A 22,649-nucleotide genomic window follows, 5' to 3' on the forward strand; every position below is an offset into this window, starting at 1 on the left:
TCTTATAGTGATAACTTTATGACTTCTTTTGCAACGATCTTTCCGGAAATAATAGCTGGTGGAACACCGGGCCCCGGCACGGTTAATTGTCCAGTATAAAATAAATTGTGGATTTTCTTATTTTTAATTTTTGGCTTCCACACTGCTGTCTGTTTTAAGGTGTTAGCCAGCCCATAAGCATTGCCCGCGTAGGCGTTATAATCGCGTGAGAAATCGCTGACACAGTAACTCCGTTTATAAACAAGCTTTCTATACAGATCTTTAGTCCCAGTGTATTCTTCCAAGCGTGAAAGCATACGGAGCAAATACTCTTCCCGTATTGCCTCATCATCAGAAATACCTGTGGCTAATGGCATCAACAGGAAGATGTTTTCGTGATTCTGCGGTGCTACATTTTGATCTGTTTTCGACGGACAGCAGGCATAAAAGAGTGGTTTCTCAGGCCATTTTTTTTCCTCATATATACATCTAATATGATCGTCCAGATGATGTTCAAAGAAAAGGGTATGGTGGGCCAAATTGGGAACAATCGATTTAAATCCAAGATAGTAGATCAAACTGGAGGGAGCAAATGTCCGACTTTTCCAATAGTGATCGCTATAGTTTTTGAGGTGCTGTGGGAGCAGTGATTCTATATACTGGTAGTCTGCAGAAGCGACGACAAGATCAAATTCTCTGAGTTCTCCATTTATGCGAATTGACCGGACTGCAGTATCCATAACATCGAAAGCCTCCACATTATGATTAAAATAAAAAGTAGCTCCTTGAAGCTCAGCAACCTTTTGCATGGCTAATACGAGCTGGTAAAATCCACCATTCGGGTAATGTGTCCCGAGCACATAGCCACCGTAATTCATAAGGCTATACAAGGCCGGTATATCTTTTGGAGAGGCCCCCAGAAATATGACCGGAAATTCCATCAATGCGCGTAGTCGTGGATCTGAAAAGTACTTGCTGACGTACGATCTAAAATTCGTAAACAGATCCAGTTTAAAAGCACTACTTGCAATCTTGGGTGATAGAAATTCGGTCCAGCTATAACAAGGTCTATTAACAAAATCGCGCATCCCGACTTCATACTTAAATTTCGCAGCATCCATGAACTTGTCCAGTTTAGAGGCAGCTCCCGGTTCTATAGATTCGAATACCCGTCTGAGATCGTCATAAGATCCAGGAACACTGACTTTACCGGAATTAAAGACCATATCGAACTGGGGGTTAAGTGAAATCAACTGAAAAAAATCTGATGTATTATAACCAAAATCTCCAAAGAAAGATTCGATTATATCGGGCATCCAATACCAGCTCGGTCCCATATCAAATTTAAAGCCTTCAGGAGTTGAAAACTGTCTTGCACGTCCTCCGGGCTGCGCATGCTTTTCAAAAACGTGCACATCATATCCTGCCTGAGATAAATAGGCCGCGGCAGAAAGCCCCGAAAATCCCGCCCCTATTACAGCTACTTTCTTTTTCATTTTTATTATTTAGTTCCTTCTGTCTTTAGAATATCCGTAAGGAATGACCATAAAAGTTATAAAATCATATTTTGGATTGCTTCTCATTCTTTCAATGGTTTTACTTTTACTTCTTCTAATAGTTTTTCGGTTAAGATGCTTCTCTCATAAATTGCTTGATGAAAATCGCTAAGCTTATTTAACAGTCTTATTAATTCCATTTTTTCTATATAAGTCAAGTCTCCTGTTACGAGCTGGGTTGCATGCCGTATTTTTTCCATCCTTCCATCTAACGCCAACAAACCTTTATCGGTAATATGGATCATTTTGCTGCGCCGATCAGTCTCTGAGTCCTGCTGAGCTACCCAACCTTGCTTAATCAGGCGATTTATAATTGCCATACCAACAGGCTTCTCATGAATATTTCTTTTGATTAATTCCATTTTTGTCATTTCACCGAATGATCTTAATACAATCAGGTATATAAACTCTTCCTGGGTCGAAAACTCTGATCCCCAAATGGCTGCCTTTGAATAGCTCTTCGCAAATCTATTCATATGGACAATTAACGTACTGATCACACTCTCCGGACTTCGCCCTTTTTCTTTTCCCTCCCAATCAGGTTCTTCTATCAGCCCTCTATCACTGTCGCCTACCCACTGCCTAAATCCTTCTGCATTATTAGGGTAGCGTTCGTTCAAATTTTCGTACTCAAACCGTTCAAGTAATGCAAGTACTTCCTTTAAAAGTGTATACTTCATCTTTTCAAATTAGAACATAAATATACTAAAAATTGTTTCAAATTTTTATAATAAACTTATATAAGTATATTTTTATACTTCATTAATACTTCACAATACTGTCTGATCGGAATAAAACCGATATATATCTTTAAAAAAGCCCTTCCTTCGCCTCCCTTGTCGGGTAAGTATCCTACTATATCGCCATCGTAATGCGGCTAAGCCATCCACTGAGCTTTAAATAAGTTGCATTTAAATATTTGGATCAGATAGGTTGTAGTCAGTTTATTTATTTCATTTGACCAGTCATCATTGTTACACAATAACTAAAACACTTATTTGTTTTATGTGCCGGAGATTTATAAATTCGTATCCGATGGAACAAAAAAGAAAAAATAACATCAATACAGTAGTAAGACAGTTTCTTACTATAGGGGCGGTTATCCTATTGTTTCTTTCTTCCTGTCCTATCAAAACCGGCATTAGGTCACTCATGGGCCTGCCCCAGAAGGTCGAACAGACTACTAATTCGAAAGGTTCGTTTATCGGAACCGGCTACCAAAACTGTTCGAGTTCGATCTTGACTGATGCTATGGTCCAAAAAGCGGGAATACAAGACAACGATCTGCTTCCTTCAGCAATATTAACCGTCCTTGTTTTATTCTTCTGCCTCCGAGCGAGGATAAAGGAAGAATTTGTCCTTCCATACTGGAGGATCAAAAGCGTTACATCCCTACCCATCTTTCTGCGCCACCGCAAACTGATCATTTAAAATCCACATCCGCTCAAATTAATTTCCTATTGGCAGTGCCAATGGGCTGAACGTGTTTATTTTCCGTATTGATCACTTATCATATTCCAAAACTTTTATATTATGGTCAATTATCATTTGGCTATCCTCATGACTTTTGCAGCCATTGGATCTGGATATACCTATGGGCAGCAGATCCCACAGACCTTGGGCCAGCTTTGGCCAAAAGTAGAAAAAACTTATGTTGGGCTTAAAGCGAAAAGTGCAGCTATAGAGTCTGCGCAGCTTGACGTCCGTGCAGTAAAAACAAATCGTCTTCCACAAGTAAAACTACAGGCCCAAAATACATATGGCACCTTTGAAGGTGCGGCTGGCGCATTTTTTCCGCAACCCGGCTTTTTCAACGTTTCGGGCAGTACGACAGGAACAGCCGGTTCCTCGGTTGCGGCCAATACATTTGGCTCTGCCACAGCCGAATGGGAGATTTTCTCTTTTGGAAAACTAAAAAAAGAATATCAAGCTGCCCAAACCATAGCCGAAAAACGTGACAGTGAACGGGCTGCTTCTATTTTAGAATTAAAAAAATCACTTGCCGAACGCTATATCACCTTGTTGTATGACCAAGTAAAGCTTAACTGGAACAATAAAAACGTACTGCGGCTCAATGAGATCCGCAAGCTGACTACCGGGCTTTCGAAGGCAGGAATCAGACCTGCGGCAGACAGCCTTCTCGCACTATCCTCATACAACCAATCATTGGGAAAAAACGAGCGCTTCACGGGGCTGAAAAATGCTGCATTGATTAAATTGACAGAGCTGTATGCTGAAGAGAATATGGATTATTCATCTTCCCTTATCCACTTTCTCGAGCCGGTTGCTTATTCAACAAAACACCTAGCTACAGTATACGAAAGTCATCCTATTTTAACCGCCTTAGAGCATCAAGCGGACTACTTTTATTACCATAGTGAGATCCAGAGAAGAGCTGCTTTGCCATCTATTCGTATTTTGGGAGGCTATGCAATCAGGGGTAGCGGCATACATCCATCAGGACTAGTATCCGGCCGCTGGAACGACGGATTTTCCAATACGACAGCAAATTATCTGTTTGGTATCGGTGCAACGTGGAATATTACTGATCTCAAGTCAAATAGTCTACGACGCCAAGTCTATCGGAAAGATGCAGAGAGTATACGCCACCAACTTTCTCAATATCAACTGGCCATGCAATCCGACCTCAGCGCAGTGACTGCAAAAATCTTACAGCAATACAAACAAATCGAGAAGAGTTCCATCGCTATACAGCAGGCCGAGGAAGCTTACGAAATGTATCTCGCCAGGTATAAGAGCGGTCTGATAGCGTTAAGCGAAGTACTTCAGATCCGACAGCTACTCGAATCCGCTGAAAACAGCCACATCGAGGCTGCAAAGCAGTATTGGATGCTGGTTGCTCATCAATCAGCATTGACAACAGATTTTGATTACCTCTTTAACAACTTATAAGCATCAGAAAAATGAATATAATCAGATTTGCCTTGAGGAAGCCCATTTCAGTCATGATCGCCGTACTGGCAATTGTTTTCTTTTCCTACAGCACGATAAAAAAAATAAATGTCGATATATTTCCGCGTGTCGAGCTTCCAGCAATGTACATAGCCATGCCATATGGAGGTCTGTCACCATCTTACATGGATGGATTTATGGCCAACGAATTCCAAAAAGTACTGCTATTTGTCAACGGCGTCAAAAATATAGATTTTAAAAGTATTCAGGGATTGACAATGATGAAGCTGACCTTTTACCCTGGCACGGATATGTCCCAGGCGGCTGGGGAAGTTTCAGCCTCCGTTTCCAGGGCGATGGGATTTTTACCTCCGGGAGCAGTACCTCCAATTGTTGTACGATTTGATGGGAGTTCCCTGCCTGTTGGACAACTAGTTTTTGAAAGCGACCAAAGGTCCATCAATGAAATTCAGACACTGGTCCTGACCAAAATAAGGCCTATGTTTGTAGAGATCCCCGGTATCACCGCACCGGCACCGTTTGGCGGAAATGCCCGTACGATCGTTGTCAATATCAATCCTGAACTTATGCAGGCTACTGGTCTTAGCCCCGAAGATATTACCGCAGCAATAACAAAAAACAGCCTTCCCTCACCAGCAGGAAATATCCGTATCGGGGATAAAAATTTGATGGCACCAATTAATTCTATCGCACGAGGCCCCGAAGAGTTTCTCAACACGCCAATCAAATCCAACGGAAACAGGACCTTATATATCCGGGATGTTGCCACGGTACAAGACGCTGCAGACCAGACAACAGGCTACGCACTGATCAATGGAAAACGATCGGTATACCTTCCTGTAATCAAGAAAGCAGACGCCTCAACGCTTGAAGCCGTTAGAAATCTAAGAGAATCATTACCTAGGCTTAAAAATTTACTTCCAGAAGATGTGAAGATCAATTATGAATTTGATCAGTCAAAATACATTGAACGTTCACTTTCGAACTTGATCCACGAAGGTATGTTAGGCGCTGTATTTACAGGGTTGATGATTCTTCTTTTCCTAGGGGATACCCGAGGAGCCATTATCGTTGTCTTGACCATACCAATCGCAATTATGGCAGCTGTTATCGTCCTGTATCTTTTTGGACAGACGATTAATATCATGACCTTAAGTGGCCTGGCATTGTCCATCGGTATCCTTGTGGATGAAGCTACAGTAACTATCGAAAACATACACCAGCATATGGAAATGGGAAAACAAAAACCTCGCGCCATCCTGGATGCTTTGCTGGAAATATCCGTTCCAAAACTGCTTATTTTACTGTGCATACTTGCAGTGCTGACACCAGCATTTATAATGACGGGCATACCAAAAGACATGTTTGTACCCTTATCCATGGCTGTTGCCTTTGCCATGGTCGCCTCCTTCATTGCCTCACAGACATTCGTTCCCATCTTGGCTAACTGGATGATGAAAAGCAAGCCCCATTCAACAACTAGCACAGCACATAAAAGAGCATTCTTTGAAAAATTCAGAATCAATTACACTTACAGAATACGGAAATGGACCAAACGTTCATCTTTGTTGGCTTTTATTTACGTACTCATTTGTCTACCTATAATTGCAGTTCTGTTACCTGCAGTAGGCACTGATGTCATGCCGGTTTCCAACAACGGAGACTTTCAGATCCGTATACAGGCACCCCAAGGTAGCCGTCTGGAAAAAACAGAGGAGATTGTACAACAGATCATGACGATTATCAGCAGAAAAGTGCCTGAAAATGGTATTAGCATTTCTTCCGCATTTGTTGGCCCTCAGCCGGCAGGTTCGCCGATCAATCCGATCTTCTTATTCACTAATTCTTCTCACGAAGCGGTACTGCAAGTCTCCATTGATCAGCAAGTGTATGCCGGTTCTATGGAGATACTGAAGGAAGATATCAGAAAAAGCGTGCAAAAGAACCATCCAGATCTAGCGTTTAATTTTGAGCCCATGGAACTGACCGAGAAAATCATGGGACAAGGCGCGTTGACGCCAATTGAAGTAAAAGTGGGTGCCCCTCAACTCAGTAGCGCTTTCGAATTCGCGTCCAGAATACAAAAAAATCTCAAAAAAGTTTCTTATCTACGCGATGTGCGCATTATTGAACCAATTGCATACCCTACCTTGGAAATCGAGGTCAACCGCGATCTGGCAGGGCAATTCGGATTAACAATGCAAGATATCACTCGCAGTCTTGTTGTCGCAACATCTTCTACCCGATTCACGGACAAAAATTTATGGGTGGACCCTAAATCTGGATTGGTCTTTCAGGTCCAGGTGCAGATACCAGAAGCCGTGATATCATCGGAAGAAATCCTGCGTTCACTTCCTTTAAAAAAAGGAAGTGCAAGACCGGTCCTGGAAGATGTGGCGACATTGAAAAGAGTTACATCTCCTGCTCAGGTCAACCGTAAGGGGCCCAACCGTTATGTAACTATTGTTGCGAATCTTTATGGGAGAGATTTGGGGAGTGCCTCAAGTGCTGTAGACAAAGCCATCAAGGAAACTGGAGCACCGCCACGCGGTGTCACCGTATGGACAGAGGGCACACTACAACTACTTAGCGAAACTTTAAAGAGCCTACTTGCTGGGTTAACGGTTGCCGTTGCCGTGATCTTCCTGATGCTCACAGCGTATTATCAGTCGTTCAAAGTGTCACTAATTATCTTATCTGTATTGCCGGCAGTCATTGGCGGAAGTCTAATAGCCTTATATCTGACCAATAGTACGCTTAATCTACAGTCCTATATGGGCATAATCATGTCCATCGGAGTGTCGGTCTCTAATGCTGTCCTGATGGTGAACCAAGCCGAGTTTTACCGGAAAAGCCTGCTTCTCAAACCAGATAATGCCGCGAGACTGGCAGCTTCTTCACGTTTAAGGCCGGTTTTGATGACAGCTGCGGCGATGCTTGCAGGAATGCTACCCATGGCTATTGGTCTTGGAGACGGCGCAGAGCAGGTTGCTCCGCTTGGAAGAGCGGTTATCGGCGGATTGATAGCCTCCACAGTGACCATACTGCTCCTGGTACCGCATTTCTTTTCATCGCTCCTTTCACGCACCAAAACACACAGTCCTTCACTCGACCCTGATGATCAAGAAAGTCAATATTATAGTCAAATCAACTCGCAAAATTAACATGAAAAATAAAAAAATATTTACTCCGCTAATCGGAACAGTATGCTTATTTATAGTCCTGCATTTTGTATTCACTTCCTGCTCCCAGCCGGAAGCGGTTGCCCCTTCCATCAAGGAAAGCAACAAAGAAGAACAAGCCCTGTCCAAAACAATTGCTGTCAAATTTGACAACCCTGAATATGAAATTTCGCTGCCTGGAGAACTGCATCCTTACGAACAAGTGGCGATTCATGCCAAAGTCACAGGTTTTGTGAAACAGCTCCTCGTTGACCGTGGCACGTTTGTAAAAAAAGGCCAGTTACTCGCAGTACTGGAAGCACCTGAACTGGATCAACGTTTAAATGCTGACAAGTCTGCAGAGCAGAAGTTGTACAGCGATTACCTTTTTACCAAACAAGCCTATGAACGGCTCAAACAAGCCGCGCTCACGAGTGGTGCCGTGGCTGAAATTGAGCTCGATAAAAGTAAAAGTGCGATGGAAAGTGCACTGGCGACATACAACGCGGCAAAATCAGGCACAGCAGGAACAATTCAAATGCGTGACTACCTCAACATCAGAGCGCCATTTGACGGCATAATTACGGACAAAAATGTGTCTGTTGGTGCTTTGGTGGGTGTAAATTCCGGAGAACCTTTATTAATGATTGCTCAGGGCGACCGTCTAAGACTAACGGTATCCTTACCAGAAAAACACGCTGCTTCAGTTCATCGCGGCACACAGGCTATCTTTACGGCCAGCTCCAGACCGGGAGAGCAATTTAGCGCAAAACTATCTAGATCTTCCACTTTGCTGGATCGGCAAGACCGGTCACTCACCATCGAGTTTGACGTTCCGAATCATGACGGGCGCCTGCAAGGAGGAGACTATGCTCAGGTCAAACTGCGTTTAAAAAGGAAAACCTCAACCAGTTGGGTACCCCAAAAAAGTATTGTCCGCGCACAATCAGGGACCTTTTTATTCACCGTCGTCCAAGGGCAAATAAAAAAGGTAATGGTTAAAGAAGGAATCCAAAGAGACAGTCTGACAGAAGTTTTTGGCCAGTTAAAAGAGGGAGATATGGTATTATCGGCACCGTCAGAAGAGACCCAGGCAGTAAACTAACATAGCTAGAACAACCCAGTCCCGCACGCCACTTTGTGACATGCGGGACTGGGCATGGTCAAGCAATTGCCAAGGCGTGAGATCCAGCAGTAATCCCACGCCTTTCGATCAACCATCTATGTCTGAAGTTTTTAAGGTCATGTGCCGAAGTCTTGCATAAAATACCTTATTTTTACGGTATATAAAAGGTGACAACCAACCTCCGATTGGACTGGCAAACAACCTAACTGTTAGAAACCTTCAGAAGTGTTTGTGATAAGCTCAATGACAAAAGACAGAAATATAGATCAGTCATAGCTTTATGAGACTAGCGATTTTGATGCGATTAACGAAATGAGACACAACTTTACGTTATTATTTGAAACACGATTATGTTACATAAAACTTTTATTCTAATTTGCTTGATCTGCGCATTAACCATTTGCTGCTCGCCACAGAAAGTGATCGAACGTGCCGGCAGCAGACATATTGAACTCACCGAGGGGCAAGAAAGTCCAGTGAAAGGATCTCCCATACGTGTCAAATTCAAAGGTATTTCGGAAGATAGCCGTTGCCCCCAAGGGGCAAATTGTATTTGGGCAGGAGTTGCAGTTGCTCAGATCGAAATAAGGGATCAATCAGCGGAGCCTGTCATATTGGATCTTGCGACAACCGACTTACAGCAAAGCGGGTATCAGAAATCAGCAATATATAAGAGTTATAGCTTTTCGTTACTGAGTGTTGATCCTTACCCTACTCAACAGCATGCCGTGCACACGCTTAAAGGAAAATACAAAATTGCCATTACGGTACAAAAGCAGTAACTGTGGAATAGATCAAAACATAAAATTATTTTTTTGGTTTTGGGAGCTCTTTAATCCAGATATTTTTAAAGTCTATGGGCTGCCCCTCACTTTGCAATGCTATAAATCCACTGCTCAGCAGTTTGCCGTCAATCTTAATTTTAGGGTCGTAGCCATTGGCAACTCCCCCACCGATTTGAGGTTTTGAATATTGCAGGACAGTATCACCATTAATGATATGTTTGATCAACGAATCACCGAGCACGATCAATTCTCCGCGTACCCATTGGTCTCCATCAAAAGTCTCAGAAGTCGAATTTAAACAATGCGAAGCAGCAATCTCCCCTTGGTATACAACATTGGTCCCGGGAGAGCACATATTACCTGTGGGTCTTGGCTGTCCATCTCCCAGTCCTCCCAAAAGTTGCATCTCGATGGAAATAGGCCAATCTTGCTCCTTCAATATGGTTCTGGGATCTTGAGAATGAAACATAATACCGCTATTACGTAATGTATAGGATGGTGCTCCCCGATGAAGATCACCCACAAAGCGGTACTCAAATTTTAAATGATAATGCGAAAACGGTGTGTTATAATACAAATGACCAAACTGATCATTGAAATCGCCATACTGATCATACCTGATCTTAATCATGCCCTCCTCAACCCTAAAGGTACGACCGTAATTTACACCAAAGTCATGATGGTGAATTTTGACAAACCAATTGTGAACATCCTTGCCATTGAATAGAGGCTTCCACCCGTTATCGTCACGCGGGCCCTTCATTCCGGAACAGCTCCCGAAAATAAAACCCGTAACTAAAATTGCAATAAAAAATCTCTTCATTTGAAAAGTCATTAGTTTAAACTGGAAAGTAGACCACAAGATATTCAATTAAAGGTTGCCCGTCAAGTTTTTCTCTGCAGATCAACCGGCTTTAGCCATCAGCTGGCAGAAAAAATCCATTATTGGAACATAAATGAGTACCTTCGATTGAAGAAGTGCGGGGATGACAAAAACATCCGCGCTTAATAACTGTTTAATACCTAAGCGAGTACATTTTAATGGATAACGCCCCGGATAACAAAGCAAAGATAAACGTAACGGATTTTATGAAAACGAAAGCTGAAGAGAACGCCTATCTCCCGGTAGCTTGGGAATTCTGCGAAATGATTAAGGAACAGATCGACAAAAAAACTACCGGCAAAATATTCTATTTTGACTCACCTGAGGTGATCGGTGAAGCCCAAGGCATCATTATCCATATGGACGAGGAAAAAGGAAAAGGGGTATTTATCAACATGGATAATGGTATGCGTATAAGAATAGACCGCATTATAACACTTTTTGGGAAGATAGGTGCGGCTTATGAAGAATATAATGCATTTGCTGACGCGTGCATGGATTGCAATGGCGGGTATACCAAAGAGGAGTTGGAGGATATGTAACCGACTAAGACTATGTTAAAAAGATAAAATGCAAAATAGAGCAGAAGATCATTTAATTTGAAGTCACGATTGGAAGTTTAAAGCCTTGTTTTTCTACACCCATAGCGACAAGCGTCCGAAAACTTTTGATATTGTCATTTCCAAAGAATATTTTGCGCGTGAGCTTCTCGTATTCAGCCATCGATTTTATGACGATGACAAGGAAGAAATCAGTTTCGCCGGTAACATAATAACATTGTTGTACTTCTGGTGTTTCGATAAAACTCTTTTTCGCCTGATCGATAAGCTCAATCTTTTCATTTTCCAAAGACACTTCTACCAAAATCGTAATCGGATCTCCAAAATGCTGCGGGTTGAGAATGGCTACTTCTCTTTTAATCGTCCCTTCTTCGCGCATCCGCTTAATCCGTCGCTGGACCGCAGCAGCAGACAGTCCGACACGTTCTGCGATCATACGCTGTGAAGTCTGACAATCTTCTTGTAAAATTTCCAAAATGGCAATATCGAATTGATCCATACTGACGGTGAGGCAAAATTGCATTTTTTAATTCAAATCTAATGAAAATACTCGGAAAACTTCATGCAATTTTGCATGATCGGACTTAGTAAACAAATCATGAAAACTTCACAGGTTAAGGGAACTACATTAGCGATCCTGGCGGCGATATTTTGGGGCATATCAGGGACAAGCGGACAATATTTGTTCGAACAGAAAGGCTTGAATGTAGAATGGTTGATCACCACAAGGCTACTGATGTCGGGCTTTGTTCTTTTGGTATTTACCCAATTTGGACAAAAGACAACTATATTTGGAATCTGGCGCAACAGAAAAGACGCAGCGCAACTTCTCGTTTTTAGTATGGTAGGCATGTTGGCAGTGCAGTATACCTATTTTGCAGCTATCAAGCATTCCAATGCAGCTACCGCAACGGTATTACAATATTCCGGTCCTATCATGATTGCCGTCTATCTAAGCATCAAAAAAAGACAACTGCCAACCCCGAAAGAAGGACTTGCCATCGGCCTTGCTGTGATAGGCACCTTCCTGTTAGTTACTCATGGAGACGCCAACGCATTGACGATCTCTCCAGTTGCACTTTTTCTAGGCTTATCATCAGCAGTCGCTCTCGCTATCTATACGCTCCAACCTGCGCGTTTATTGGCAAAATATGAACCTTCCGTAGTTATCGGATGGGGGATGTTATGTGGCGGTCTAGTCTTTAGTTTTGTCAAAGCACCCTGGGACTTTCAAGGAATATGGGATACCTATACTTTATTCAACACGGCAGCCATTATTGTGTTGGGCACCTTGGTAGCTTTTTCTTTTTATTTATACGCCGTCAGATTAATTGGCGGACAAAAAGCCAGTCTTTTGGCATCAGCAGAACCTTTAGCGGCTACTATTTTAGCTGTCTACTGGCTCGCCATCCCCTTTTCGTGGACCGACTGGATCGGGAGCTTCTGTATTATTTCCACAGTATTTCTCCTCAGCCGGTCGAACCGCAAAAGATGACTCGTCCGCTTAAAAAAAATAGCCCACTTTTTGTCTTTATATTTCTTATTCGTGTACAACGGGGGAATTAAATAACAACATATTTGGCCAAAAATGAGGGTATTTTTTTTGTATTATTGCGAACTAATTATTCACTTTATGAAATACAAGGAAATAAAACCCGCCCCTATTTTGGCCCCTTATATTCATACATTTTGGGAGTTAATTGGAGAAGAGAAAGATAGCCAATGGGAACGAAATTTTCCTGATGGTTGCGGAGGGGTGGTCATCAATCTGGGGGATACTTGTATTACCGATAATGGGACAACGAAAATGGATTTTGGGAAAACGTACGCTGTCGGTGCTACAACCTCTTTTAAAGATAGCTTTGTTGATGAAAACATCCATCTATTTGGTGTTTGTCTAAAGCCGGGCGTATTTCCTAATTTCTACGATTATAGTGCTCAAAGTGAAATAGTAGATATAACTGTCCAACTTGACCATACCCATTCTTTCCATCTCGACAAATTTCTTAAAAATCCAGTCGGCTATTTAAATGAATTTTTTGCTCATCGCCTACATCCTATCAGTGCCTCTCTTGAATCGGCTTTAAAAACTATCCATCAAGCTCAGGGTCAAATTACTATAGATGAAATTGCTAAAAGAAATTTTACGTCGGTGAGACAACTAGAACGCAAGTTTAAGACGCATGTAGGTGTTAGCCCCAAAGAGTATACGCGCATTATCAGGTTTCAAAACGCTTTGTCCAAGATAAAAGAACCAAATCAAAGGACGAGTTTACTAAACATAGCATTTGAATGTGGTTACTACGACCATGCGCATTTGACAAATGATTTTAAAAAACATACAGGAATGTCACCTTCAAAATTTTGATTTTGTCGCTTTTTTCCAAAATATAAGTGATCAATGCACCTATTTTTGTGTAAACTTTAATATGTAAAGCAAATGCGTAAACTATCACTCTTTATTGCGATGAGCTTAGACGGTTACATTGCGAAACCCAATGACGATCTCAGCTTTCTGAAGCTGGTGGAAAAGGAAGGAGAAGATTATGGATATACTCAATTTTCAAACTCCATAGATACCATAATCATAGGTAGGAAAACTTATGACTATGTGGTTAGGGAAATCGGCGCCACCCACTACGACAACGGGCAAAGAGACATTTATGTTATCACTAGAACGGACAAGCCCTCTTTAGGAAGGACAACTTTTTATACTGGAAATTTAGTGGAGCTTGTCCAACAACTCAAATCTCAAACGGGGAAAAATATCTATTGTGACGGGGGTGCAGAAATAATAAACGAACTCCTGCTGAACGATTTAATCGATGAGTTGATCATATCTGTTATTCCGATACTGTTAGGTGCTGGCACAAAACTCTTTAAGGAAGGAATTCCCGAACAGCCTCTTCAGCTCGTAGCAGCTCAAACTTACGATACGGGTTTAACGCAGGTACACTATCGAAAAAAGCGATAACTACATTCACCATAGAGATTGGATTTTGCTCATCTCAAAAATCTGATTTGTATAGGAAACATTATGTCCTTTTTTATTGTTATCACATTTAACTATGGATATCAGATCCAGACTGACATTACAAATTTGATTTTTAATTATGGCAAAAGCGAAAAACAACAAAAATGCGATGGGCGAATTTTTAGGTAAACTGATTTCATTCAGGAATTCTTTAAAACTAATTCACTGGTCTATCACCGGAAAAGGAAGTTATGAGGCTCATATATCATTAGATCAAGCGATAGATTCACTAGTAGATGTCACTGACCGGCTTGTGGAGACTACCTTTGCCCTAAAAGGTACTGTGGATATCATAATCCCTGAAACAACACGGCCGCAGCAACACATCAAATATATCGAAGCTTACTATCAGGAAGTCGAAAGTCAGCGCCAATCGCTTTTTCCGGAAAGTTTTTCCCAATCAATCATTGATGATGTACAAGAGACTATCCAGCAACTTCTCTTTAGATTAAAACGGCTTGAGTAGAAAACTTAAAACAGTGTGTTTGAAATGCTATCGTAAGAAAATCTGCAAAATAAATTACAAATGGGTTGTCTGCTTCGCGACAGCCCATTTGTAATTTAGCTTTACGCCGAAATAGGCACTGGTGCGTTTTCTGCAATTAATTTCTCATGTTTTAGCTCCGCCCAGAAATCAGCAGGAATCGCGATCTTAAAAGACGCCGCGTTTTGCACTGCTTGTTCAGCTGTGTGTGCTCCCGGTATTACACCCGAAACCACCTCCGGGGCTGCCGCAAACTGTAATGCTGCTGTCCGCAGATCGACAGCATGGTTAGTTGCAACTCGTTTTAGCGAAGCCAATTTATCTTTTACCCCGTCCGGAAACTGCCCGTCGTATAGATAACGGTCCTTTCCTGACAGAAATCCTGCACACAAAGGCGCTCCTACAATGATGGAAACGTTTCGTTCTGCAACCTTTGGGAAAACCCTATTGAGATCATCCTCATGTTTGATCAGCGAATACTGGCACGCAGAGAGAAATATATCAGGATCAGCAGCGCTTAAGGTTTGCAAAATCGGTTCTATGGTATTCACACCGAGCCCCCATCCTTTAATAATCCCCTCTTCCCTCATTTTAGTCAGTTCGGGCATTGCTCCTTTGACCGCCTGTTGGAAATAGCTTGGATACGTGGTTTTCATATCAGCATTATCAGGTGATAAGTCGTGGATAAACACAATATCGATAGCAGATAGCCCCAGACGTTGCAGGCTATCCTCAACACTGCGTCTTACACCTGAAGCGGTATAGTCGTATTTATAGCTAAAATTGAGTTTTCCCTTCCATAGCAGTTCGTCGGCACTAAAATTTTCTTTCGGGATCAAAAGACGCCCTACTTTAGTGGATAGCGTAAAGCTCTCCCGAGGCTTATCTTTTAGGAACAAGCCCATTCTCCGTTCGCTAATACCTAAGCCATACCATGGTGAAGTATCATAGAGCCGTATACCGGCATCCCATGCCGCTTCTACAGCTTCCAGGCACTCCCGATCCGGATTTTGCTGGAACCCATTTCCGAGTGCCACTCCTCCAAAGCCAGCTTTATCCTTTGGACGGAATCGCTTGGTCTCTTTTGGAGTTGATAATGACATTGGTTCATTTTCATGTGATGATGCGGAAACTAAACTGGGAAGCCCTGTACCTAATGCCATTCCAGTTCCCGCTAGGGTGGCCTGTGCCAAAAATTGTCTCCTTTCCATGACAGATCCGTTTGGATAAATCTATTGTTTTCCCTCTGTAAACAATTCTTATCATCACAAAGTTTGAAAATAATTGAGATATCCACACCTTCCCTATAGGGTGCATCTTCGTTAATCATCGCTGACAAGCCAAACAATGATGCAGCATCCGTGGCGAGCTTAGGCATAAACAGATAATGTTGTTACTTCATTACTATCTCAGCTATTCGTATTCGCTTTTGATTTATTAGTTTTTGCGAATGGACAACAAATAATTCATGAATTTGTAACAATTACACGTAAACATTAAGAATTTAACACGAAAACAACTTGTATCCTCTTTTAACTTTGATTACATTTGTCAAACGGATGCAAAGAAAATTTCATCGATATTTGTACGGATTAATAGGGGCTATACTCATCAGTATCGGCTGCTGTTTTTTTACACAGCTGTCTGCATCTGCTCCAAAATATCAAGCAGCAGTCCACGACGGCTTAGCCTCGTCAAATCGCGAAAATTTCCAGACTGATCGTTATAAAAAGGGAGTACATCATCATTGGGAAAGTCTAAAAGCTTATTTTCCTGAAACCGACAATGAAAATGATGACAATGGAACCGACACCAATCCGGCAAACCTTATTGCTCTCCTGAGAAACGATCTCAGAAATTTAAATTCCTACCTTTGCCCCGGTATATTCAACCATTATACCGCTGTCTCCCTCGCCTCCCTGGAGTGCCGATGGTCATACAAAGAGGCCCTTTATATTCACTACGCTGTACTCAGGCTGTGATTTTATCATAATTCTTCAAAAAAGAGTATTGCTTCCAGATTTTTCTGAAAGCTAGTAATGTTATTGTCCATTTTTTTAAAAAGAATTATTATAAAAATTTATCACTTCATGAAAAGATTCATGTATATCAGTCTGTGTCTTATCGTTTTATTCACGAGCTGCCAATCCGATAAAAAAGAAAAGAAGGAATCAGCGATATTCAATGTCACTTCCCCCCTAATCAAAGACACATTAGTTAACAAAGAGTATGTAGCACAAATTCGCTCTATAAACCATATTGAACTTCGAGCGCAAGAAAAAGGGTATATTCAGTCCATATTTGTTGATGAGGGACAATATGTACAGAAAGGACAACCGCTGTTTAAAATTATGCCCAATCTTTATGAGTCAGATGTCAATCGAGCCAAGGCTGAAGTAAAATATGCAGAAATCGAATATCAGAATGCCAAAAACCTTTCTGAAAAAGATATCGTCGCTCCGCAAGAAGCAGAAATGGCTAAAGCAAAATATGAAAAGGCCAAAGCTGAACTCGCGTCAATGAATACTCACCTAAAGTTCACAGATATCAGAGCTCCTTTCTCGGGAATAGTTGGCAAATTACATATACGGAAAGGAAGTCTCGTTGATGAAGGTGAACTAATAACCGAGCTATCAGACAATAGTAAAATGTGGGTCTATTTTAATGTCCCAGAAGTAGAATATCTGAATCAAATGGAAGCCAAAAAAGGCAACAGTCCGATGCACGTACGCCTAAAAATGGCGAATGGAAAAGAGTTTGATCAGGACGGGGTTGTAGAGACGATAGAATCGGACTTCAACAATGAAACAGGCAATATCGCATATAGGGCAACATTTCCAAATCCCAAAGGACTTTTAAGATACGGTCAGACAGGGAATATTATGATTACTTCTCCTTATGAAGCCGCGCTGATGATCCCCCAGAAAGCGACATTTGAAGAGCTCGAGAAAAAGTATGTGTATGTTGTAACCAAAGACAATAAGGTGAAAGCTAGAGAAGTGACGATTGCTGCTGAGCTACCGCATATTTATGTTATCTCCAACGGACTCGGAAAAAATGACAAAATTCTTTTGAATGGATTACGCATGGTTCAAGAAAACCAAACAATTGAATCCAGATATCAAAATCCTGAAAAGGTCATGTCGAATCTAGATTTATATGCAGAGTAATTAAACGGAAACCTTATGTTTAAGAAAGTCATACACCGACCGGTATTCGCTATCGTATTATCGGTTGTCATCCTATTTATTGGTGGCTTGGCCATCAAACAGTTACCCACGGAACAATTTCCAAAAATAGCACCGACTACAGTTGCAGTTACCATAGCCTATCCAGGAGCAAGCGCAGATGTATTGGTCAAGTCATCGCTCATAACATTGGAAAATGCAATTAATGGTGTGCAGGGCATGCGATACATAGCAACAGATGCAACGAGCGCCGGTGAAGCTACTGTTAACGTGATTTTTGATCCCGGAACCGATCCGAATGATGCTGTTGTACTCGTCAAAACACGTGTCGATCAGGTGATGCCCTTGTTGCCCGAGCTCGTACAGAAAGAAGGGGTTGTGGTCAATCCAATCCAGCCCAGTATGCTGATGTACGTCAATTTATACAGTTCCAATAAAAGTATGGACGAGAAGTTCTTATATAACTATGCGACGGTCAATATCATCCCTGAGATCAACCGTATTCATGGTATTGCCAAATCACAGATTCTCGGAAGCCGTAGGTATGCCATGCGGATTTGGCTGAATCCGGATCGTATGCGAGCTTATAATCTGTCTGTGGATGAAGTGATGGAGGCAATAGGTGAGCAAAGTATCATTGGACGTCCAGGACGGCTTGGCCAGAGTTCAGGTATAGCGGCACAGTCGCTAGAATACGTTCTGACTTACAAAGGACAATACAATCAGCCCCAGGAATATGAAAACATCATCTTGCGAGCCAATGCCGAAGGTGAAAATATCAAATTAAAGGATGTCGCCAAAGTAGAGCTGGGGAGCGAATTCTTTGATATCTACTCCAATCTGGACGGACATCCATCCGCTTCAATCGTGCTCAAACAAAATTATGGCAGTAATGCCAATGATGTGATCAAAGATGTAAAAGCAAAGCTCAAGGAAATGAAGGGCAACTTTCCACCCGGCATTGATTATAAAATCAGTTATGACGTATCCCAGTTTCTGGATGCTTCTATTGAGCAAGTGATGCACACTTTGCGAGATGCCTTCATTTTGGTTGCCATCGTCGTATTCATCTTCCTTGGGGACTGGAGATCTACTCTGATTCCTATCATAGCCGTCCCAGTCTCGCTCATAGGTACCTTCTTCGTCTTACAGCTATTCGGCCTGTCAATCAACCTGGTCACGCTTTTCGCGCTGGTATTGGCAATTGGAATTGTGGTCGATAACGCGATCGTGGTTATAGAGGCGGTACACGCAAAAATGGAAGAAAGCAATATATCACCATACAATGCTGTTAAAGAAGTGATGGCTGAAATCGCGGGAGCCATTATCGCGATCACTGCGGTGATGGTGGCCGTATTTATTCCTATTTCCTTTATGACCGGACCCGTCGGTACATTTTACCGTCAGTTTTCCATTACAATGGCCAGTTCAATTGTCATTTCGGCGGTAGTAGCACTCACCCTCACCCCCGTATTGGCTGCCATGTTATTAAAAAACAATCATGGTAAAGCCAAAAAGGTCAATGGACTCAGTAGAGCATTGGATGTGTTTAACGCAATCTTCGATAAAATCACTGGCAAATATGCTGGATTTCTACGAAAAATCGCCAGCAGACGGGCTATTACCTGGGGTATATTGATCGCATTCTGCCTAGGCACTTTCGCTATAAACAGAACGTTGCCAGGAGGATTTATCCCTAGCGAGGATCAAGGGACAATCTACGCAATTATTCAGACGCCACCTGGATCCACCCTGGAGCAAACAAACAAAATTTCACGTGAATTGCAAAAGATCTGTCAAAACGTGGAGGGAGTAGAGTCCGTTTCTTCTCTCGCGGGTTACGAAATTATGACAGAGGGCCGGGGTTCAAATGCAGGTACTTGCCTTATCAATCTGAAGACCTGGGATGAACGTGAACATTCTGTCAAGGAGATCATGGAAGAGCTGGAAGAAAAATCAAAAGACCTTGGAGCCATCGTAGAATTTTTCGAGCCGCCGGCTGTCCCAGGATTTGGTTCCTCAGGCGGATTTTCAATGCGATTGCTCGACCTAAACAGGACGACGGATTACCAAGACTTTGACAAGGTTAACAAAAATTTCATCGCCAATCTAAAAAAAAGAAAAGAACTGACAGGAGTCTTCACATTCTTCGCCGCGAATTATCCGCAATATGAATTGGTCTTTGACAATAACGCGGCCATGCAAAAAGGGGTTTCTATTGGCAAAGCCATGGACAACTTAAACATCCTCATCGGAAGCACCTATGAGCAGGGTTTCATCCGCTTTGGACAATTTTTTAAAGTTTATGTACAATCATCTCCTGAATTCAGAAGACTTCCGTCGGATATTATGAATTTATATGTGAAGAACGACCAGGGGCAAATGGTTCCTTATTCAGCGTTTATGACCTTGAAAAAGACACAAGGTCCCAATGAAATCACACGTTACAACATGTACAATTCGGCGGCCATTCGTGGACTTCCGGCTAAAGGTTACACAACTGCAGATGCCATTCAAGCAATCAACGAAACCGCCATACAGACATTACCGCATGGATATAAGGTAGCCTGGGAAGGGCTTTCCTACGACGAGGCGCAAAGAGGTAACGAGGCCGTTTACGTATTTTTGGTTGTACTGGTGTTTGTTTATCTCGTATTGGCTGCACAATATGAAAGCTTTATTATTCCATTTGCGGTTTTACTATCCCTACCAGTAGGCGTATTCGGTTCATTTTTCCTATTAAAAGCTATGGGCCTGGAGAATGATATCTATGCGCAAGTGGGACTCATCATGATTATCGGGTTATTAGGTAAAAATGCAGTACTTATAGTAGAATTTGCTGTTAAACGAAGGCAGGCTGGCGACTCCATTTTGGAGGCAGCAATAGAGGGGGCAAAAGCCAGGTTTAGACCGATTTTGATGACGTCATTTGCTTTTATAGCGGGCTTGGTACCCTTAGTCTTTGCCGGAGGCGCGGGGGCTATCGGAAATCACACTATCGGTGCATCAGCATTGGGCGGAATGCTTGTCGGGACAATTTTCGGTGTAATTGTCATTCCAGGGCTCTATTATATTTTTGCGAAACTCGCGGATGGAAGAAAAATGATCCAAGCCGAAGACGAATCACCTTTAAGCGAAGACATGATACATTATGAATAAAAACAGAATATACAAATATGCCGGTTTCACGCTCGTTTTATTAAGCTTCGCAGCGTGTAAGCCTTTGGAAATACAGCAACGCGTAGAAAATAAGACTGTGCCCACACATTATGGCACAGCGGAACAGGATTCAGCTAATACCGGAAAAATGAAATGGGATAGTTACTTTACCGATCCTAATCTGCAGGCGCTGATTCAAGACGCATTGCAGAACAATCAAGAGCTGAATATCATTCTTCAAGAAATTGAAATTGAAAGAAATGAAGTGAGTGCAAAAAAAGGTGAATATTTACCATCTGTTGGTATAAAGGCTGGCGCTGGTCTGGACAAAGTAAGCCGATATACCAACATCGGCGCAATGGAAGCCAATACGGAAATCGAGCCCGGAAGGGAGATGCCCGAGCCACTGCTCGATTTCGGATTGGGCGTACAGGCCAAGTGGGAAACTGACATCTGGGGAAAATTACACAACGCCACCAAGGCTCAGCTACATCGATATCTAGCAAGTGTTGAGGGTAAAAATTTCATGGTCACCAATTTGATTTCAGAGATTGCCGATTCCTATTATGAACTCCTTGCTTTGGACAATGAACTTGAGGTGATCAACGAGAACATTAAAATCCAGAATAATGCTCTGGCTGTAGTCAACGATCTCAAACAGTTTGCTCGTGCCAACAAGTTAGCTATCAAGAGATTTCAAGCACAGATTCTCAAAACTCAGGGCATGCAATTCGATATTAAACAAAAAATAACAGAAACGGAAAATAAGATCAATTTTTTAGTCGGGAGATTTCCCCAGGAGGTAAAAAGAAATCATGACGCTTTCGCCTCCCTTGTACCACCAACCGTATATACCGGCATACCTGCTGACTTGTTGGAAAACCGTCCCGACATCAAGCAAGCAGAATATGAACTTGCTGCCGCTAACCTGGACATCAAATCCGCAAAAGCACGTTTCTATCCTTCACTGGATATTACAGCTGGTATTGGTTTACAGGCTTTCGACCCGACCTATCTGATTAAACCCGCCTCTTTTGTCTCTTCGCTAGTTGGGGAACTTACAGCTCCGCTAGTCAACAAGAGAGCGATCCAAGCAGCGTATAAAAATGCGAATGCCAGACAGGTACAAGCTGTACTACATTATGAACAAACAGTTTTGGGCGCATTTATAGAAGTCACAAATCAACTTTCAAAAATCAAGAATTTGGAAAGTGGACTAGCTATTAAAACAAAAGAAGTGGATGCGTTAAACGAATCGATTGGAATCTCCAATGACCTATTTAAATATGCGCGAGCAGATTATATGGAGGTCCTACTCACCCAGCGTGATGCATTGGAATCAAAATTCGAATTCGTTGAAAAAAAAGTCAGCCAACTCAAAGCTAGTATTTCGATTTACAGATCCCTCGGCGGTGGCTGGAATCAGCGATAGCCTAGGGTAACCGATATTTTTCACTTGGGGCTTATAAAATGATAAGCCCCATTGTATAATTGGACATGAACCATAGGCCTGATTCAGTCGCAATAATCGCAGTAGAATATTTATAGATGCATCATCCGTCGCAATTATTCTTAAACTATGGTAAATTGGATCAAACCACTTGTACAAATTTAGAATTCTTCTAAACCATTTTTTTATTTATAGCAGAAATGAACCAATTAAGGTAATAAACTCATATTAAAACAGATAAGAAATCATACAATTGTTCATCAAATTGCATAAGAGAAAAAAAGAAAATAATATCGAAAATACACTTGCATCATATAGGTTTCATTCCTATCTTTGTGGCATCAAAACAA

The 22,649-nt window shown here is 42.0% G+C and carries 19 protein-coding genes; 14 read left to right on the forward strand and 5 right to left on the reverse strand.

The window, feature by feature from the left end; translation table 11 throughout:
• Nucleotides 1–2: 2 nt before the first annotated feature.
• Nucleotides 3–1,475 carry a bifunctional phytoene desaturase/3,4-desaturase gene (crtID, locus tag FGL37_RS01060; protein ID WP_028070151.1) on the reverse strand — a complete coding sequence of 491 codons (1,473 nt, stop codon included), beginning with the start codon at nt 1,473–1,475 and terminating at the stop codon, nt 3–5.
• Nucleotides 1,476–1,558: 83 nt separating this feature from the next.
• On the reverse strand, nt 1,559–2,215 hold the full coding sequence (locus FGL37_RS01065) for a MarR family winged helix-turn-helix transcriptional regulator (protein WP_028070150.1): 657 nt from the start codon (nt 2,213–2,215) through the stop codon (nt 1,559–1,561).
• A 355-nt stretch (nt 2,216–2,570) separates the two neighbouring features.
• On the opposite strand from FGL37_RS01065, the gene FGL37_RS01070 reads away from it, so the two are divergent.
• From FGL37_RS01070 to FGL37_RS01090, 5 genes are all read left to right on the forward strand, one after another.
• A complete protein-coding gene (locus tag FGL37_RS01070; protein WP_028070149.1) occupies nt 2,571–2,966 on the forward strand; it encodes a hypothetical protein in 396 nt (131 codons plus the stop codon).
• A 102-nt stretch (nt 2,967–3,068) separates the two neighbouring features.
• Nucleotides 3,069–4,448 (forward strand): TolC family protein, encoded by a 1,380-nt coding sequence (locus FGL37_RS01075; protein ID WP_028070148.1) that lies wholly within the window; start codon nt 3,069–3,071, stop codon nt 4,446–4,448.
• 11 nt (nt 4,449–4,459) lie between these two features.
• On the forward strand, nt 4,460–7,633 hold the full coding sequence (locus tag FGL37_RS01080; RefSeq protein ID WP_028070147.1) for an efflux RND transporter permease subunit: 3,174 nt from the start codon (nt 4,460–4,462) through the stop codon (nt 7,631–7,633).
• A gap of 1 nt (nt 7,634) precedes the next feature.
• On the forward strand, nt 7,635–8,735 hold the full coding sequence (locus FGL37_RS01085; protein ID WP_051606916.1) for an efflux RND transporter periplasmic adaptor subunit: 1,101 nt from the start codon (nt 7,635–7,637) through the stop codon (nt 8,733–8,735).
• Between the two features lie 371 nt (nt 8,736–9,106).
• Entirely contained in the window at nt 9,107–9,538 is a 432-nt protein-coding gene (locus FGL37_RS01090) for a hypothetical protein (protein WP_028070145.1), read from the forward strand.
• 25 nt (nt 9,539–9,563) lie between these two features.
• Here FGL37_RS01090 and FGL37_RS01095 read toward each other — a convergent pair whose 3' ends face one another.
• Nucleotides 9,564–10,364, reverse strand: coding sequence for a 3-keto-disaccharide hydrolase (locus tag FGL37_RS01095; RefSeq protein ID WP_028070144.1), 801 nt, complete (start codon nt 10,362–10,364; stop codon nt 9,564–9,566).
• A gap of 266 nt (nt 10,365–10,630) precedes the next feature.
• On the opposite strand from FGL37_RS01095, the gene FGL37_RS01100 reads away from it, so the two are divergent.
• Nucleotides 10,631–10,966: a hypothetical protein gene (locus FGL37_RS01100; protein WP_028070143.1), complete on the forward strand. Its 336-nt coding sequence runs from the start codon at nt 10,631–10,633 to the stop codon at nt 10,964–10,966.
• 52 nt (nt 10,967–11,018) lie between these two features.
• Here the strand turns inward: FGL37_RS01100 and FGL37_RS01105 are convergent, their stop codons facing one another.
• Nucleotides 11,019–11,507, reverse strand: a complete 489-nt coding sequence (locus FGL37_RS01105) for an Lrp/AsnC family transcriptional regulator (RefSeq protein WP_028070142.1) — start codon at nt 11,505–11,507, stop codon at nt 11,019–11,021.
• Nucleotides 11,508–11,582: 75 nt separating this feature from the next.
• Between FGL37_RS01105 and FGL37_RS01110 the strand changes: the two genes are divergently transcribed.
• The 4 genes from FGL37_RS01110 (at nt 11,583) to FGL37_RS01125 (ending at nt 14,484) form a co-directional block, all read left to right on the forward strand.
• Nucleotides 11,583–12,479 (forward strand): EamA family transporter, encoded by an 897-nt coding sequence (locus FGL37_RS01110; protein WP_028070141.1) that lies wholly within the window; start codon nt 11,583–11,585, stop codon nt 12,477–12,479.
• 138 nt (nt 12,480–12,617) lie between these two features.
• A complete protein-coding gene (locus FGL37_RS01115; RefSeq protein WP_028070140.1) occupies nt 12,618–13,352 on the forward strand; it encodes a helix-turn-helix transcriptional regulator in 735 nt (244 codons plus the stop codon).
• A gap of 72 nt (nt 13,353–13,424) precedes the next feature.
• Nucleotides 13,425–13,958, forward strand: coding sequence for a dihydrofolate reductase family protein (locus tag FGL37_RS01120; RefSeq protein WP_028070139.1), 534 nt, complete (start codon nt 13,425–13,427; stop codon nt 13,956–13,958).
• Nucleotides 13,959–14,097: 139 nt separating this feature from the next.
• Nucleotides 14,098–14,484: a DUF5856 family protein gene (locus FGL37_RS01125; protein ID WP_037533358.1), complete on the forward strand. Its 387-nt coding sequence runs from the start codon at nt 14,098–14,100 to the stop codon at nt 14,482–14,484.
• Nucleotides 14,485–14,585: 101 nt separating this feature from the next.
• Here the strand turns inward: FGL37_RS01125 and FGL37_RS01130 are convergent, their stop codons facing one another.
• A complete protein-coding gene (locus tag FGL37_RS01130; RefSeq protein WP_037533355.1) occupies nt 14,586–15,713 on the reverse strand; it encodes an aldo/keto reductase in 1,128 nt (375 codons plus the stop codon).
• Between the two features lie 348 nt (nt 15,714–16,061).
• Between FGL37_RS01130 and FGL37_RS01135 the strand changes: the two genes are divergently transcribed.
• The 4 genes from FGL37_RS01135 to FGL37_RS01150 all read left to right on the forward strand — a co-directional run bounded on the left by FGL37_RS01135 (nt 16,062) and on the right by FGL37_RS01150 (nt 22,281).
• The gene (locus tag FGL37_RS01135; protein ID WP_028070136.1) at nt 16,062–16,484 is read left to right on the forward strand and encodes a hypothetical protein; all 423 of its coding nucleotides are present in this window, start codon (nt 16,062–16,064) and stop codon (nt 16,482–16,484) included.
• 108 nt (nt 16,485–16,592) lie between these two features.
• Entirely contained in the window at nt 16,593–17,672 is a 1,080-nt protein-coding gene (locus FGL37_RS01140; protein WP_028070135.1) for an efflux RND transporter periplasmic adaptor subunit, read from the forward strand.
• A gap of 15 nt (nt 17,673–17,687) precedes the next feature.
• Nucleotides 17,688–20,849 carry an efflux RND transporter permease subunit gene (locus FGL37_RS01145; protein WP_028070134.1) on the forward strand — a complete coding sequence of 1,054 codons (3,162 nt, stop codon included), beginning with the start codon at nt 17,688–17,690 and terminating at the stop codon, nt 20,847–20,849.
• Entirely contained in the window at nt 20,842–22,281 is a 1,440-nt protein-coding gene (locus FGL37_RS01150; protein WP_028070133.1) for a TolC family protein, read from the forward strand. The genes FGL37_RS01145 and FGL37_RS01150 overlap by 8 nt, the downstream gene beginning before the upstream one ends.
• Nucleotides 22,282–22,649 lie beyond the last annotated feature (368 nt).

It is taken from the genome of Sphingobacterium thalpophilum, assembly GCF_901482695.1.
Lineage (GTDB): Bacteria > Bacteroidota > Bacteroidia > Sphingobacteriales > Sphingobacteriaceae > Sphingobacterium > Sphingobacterium thalpophilum.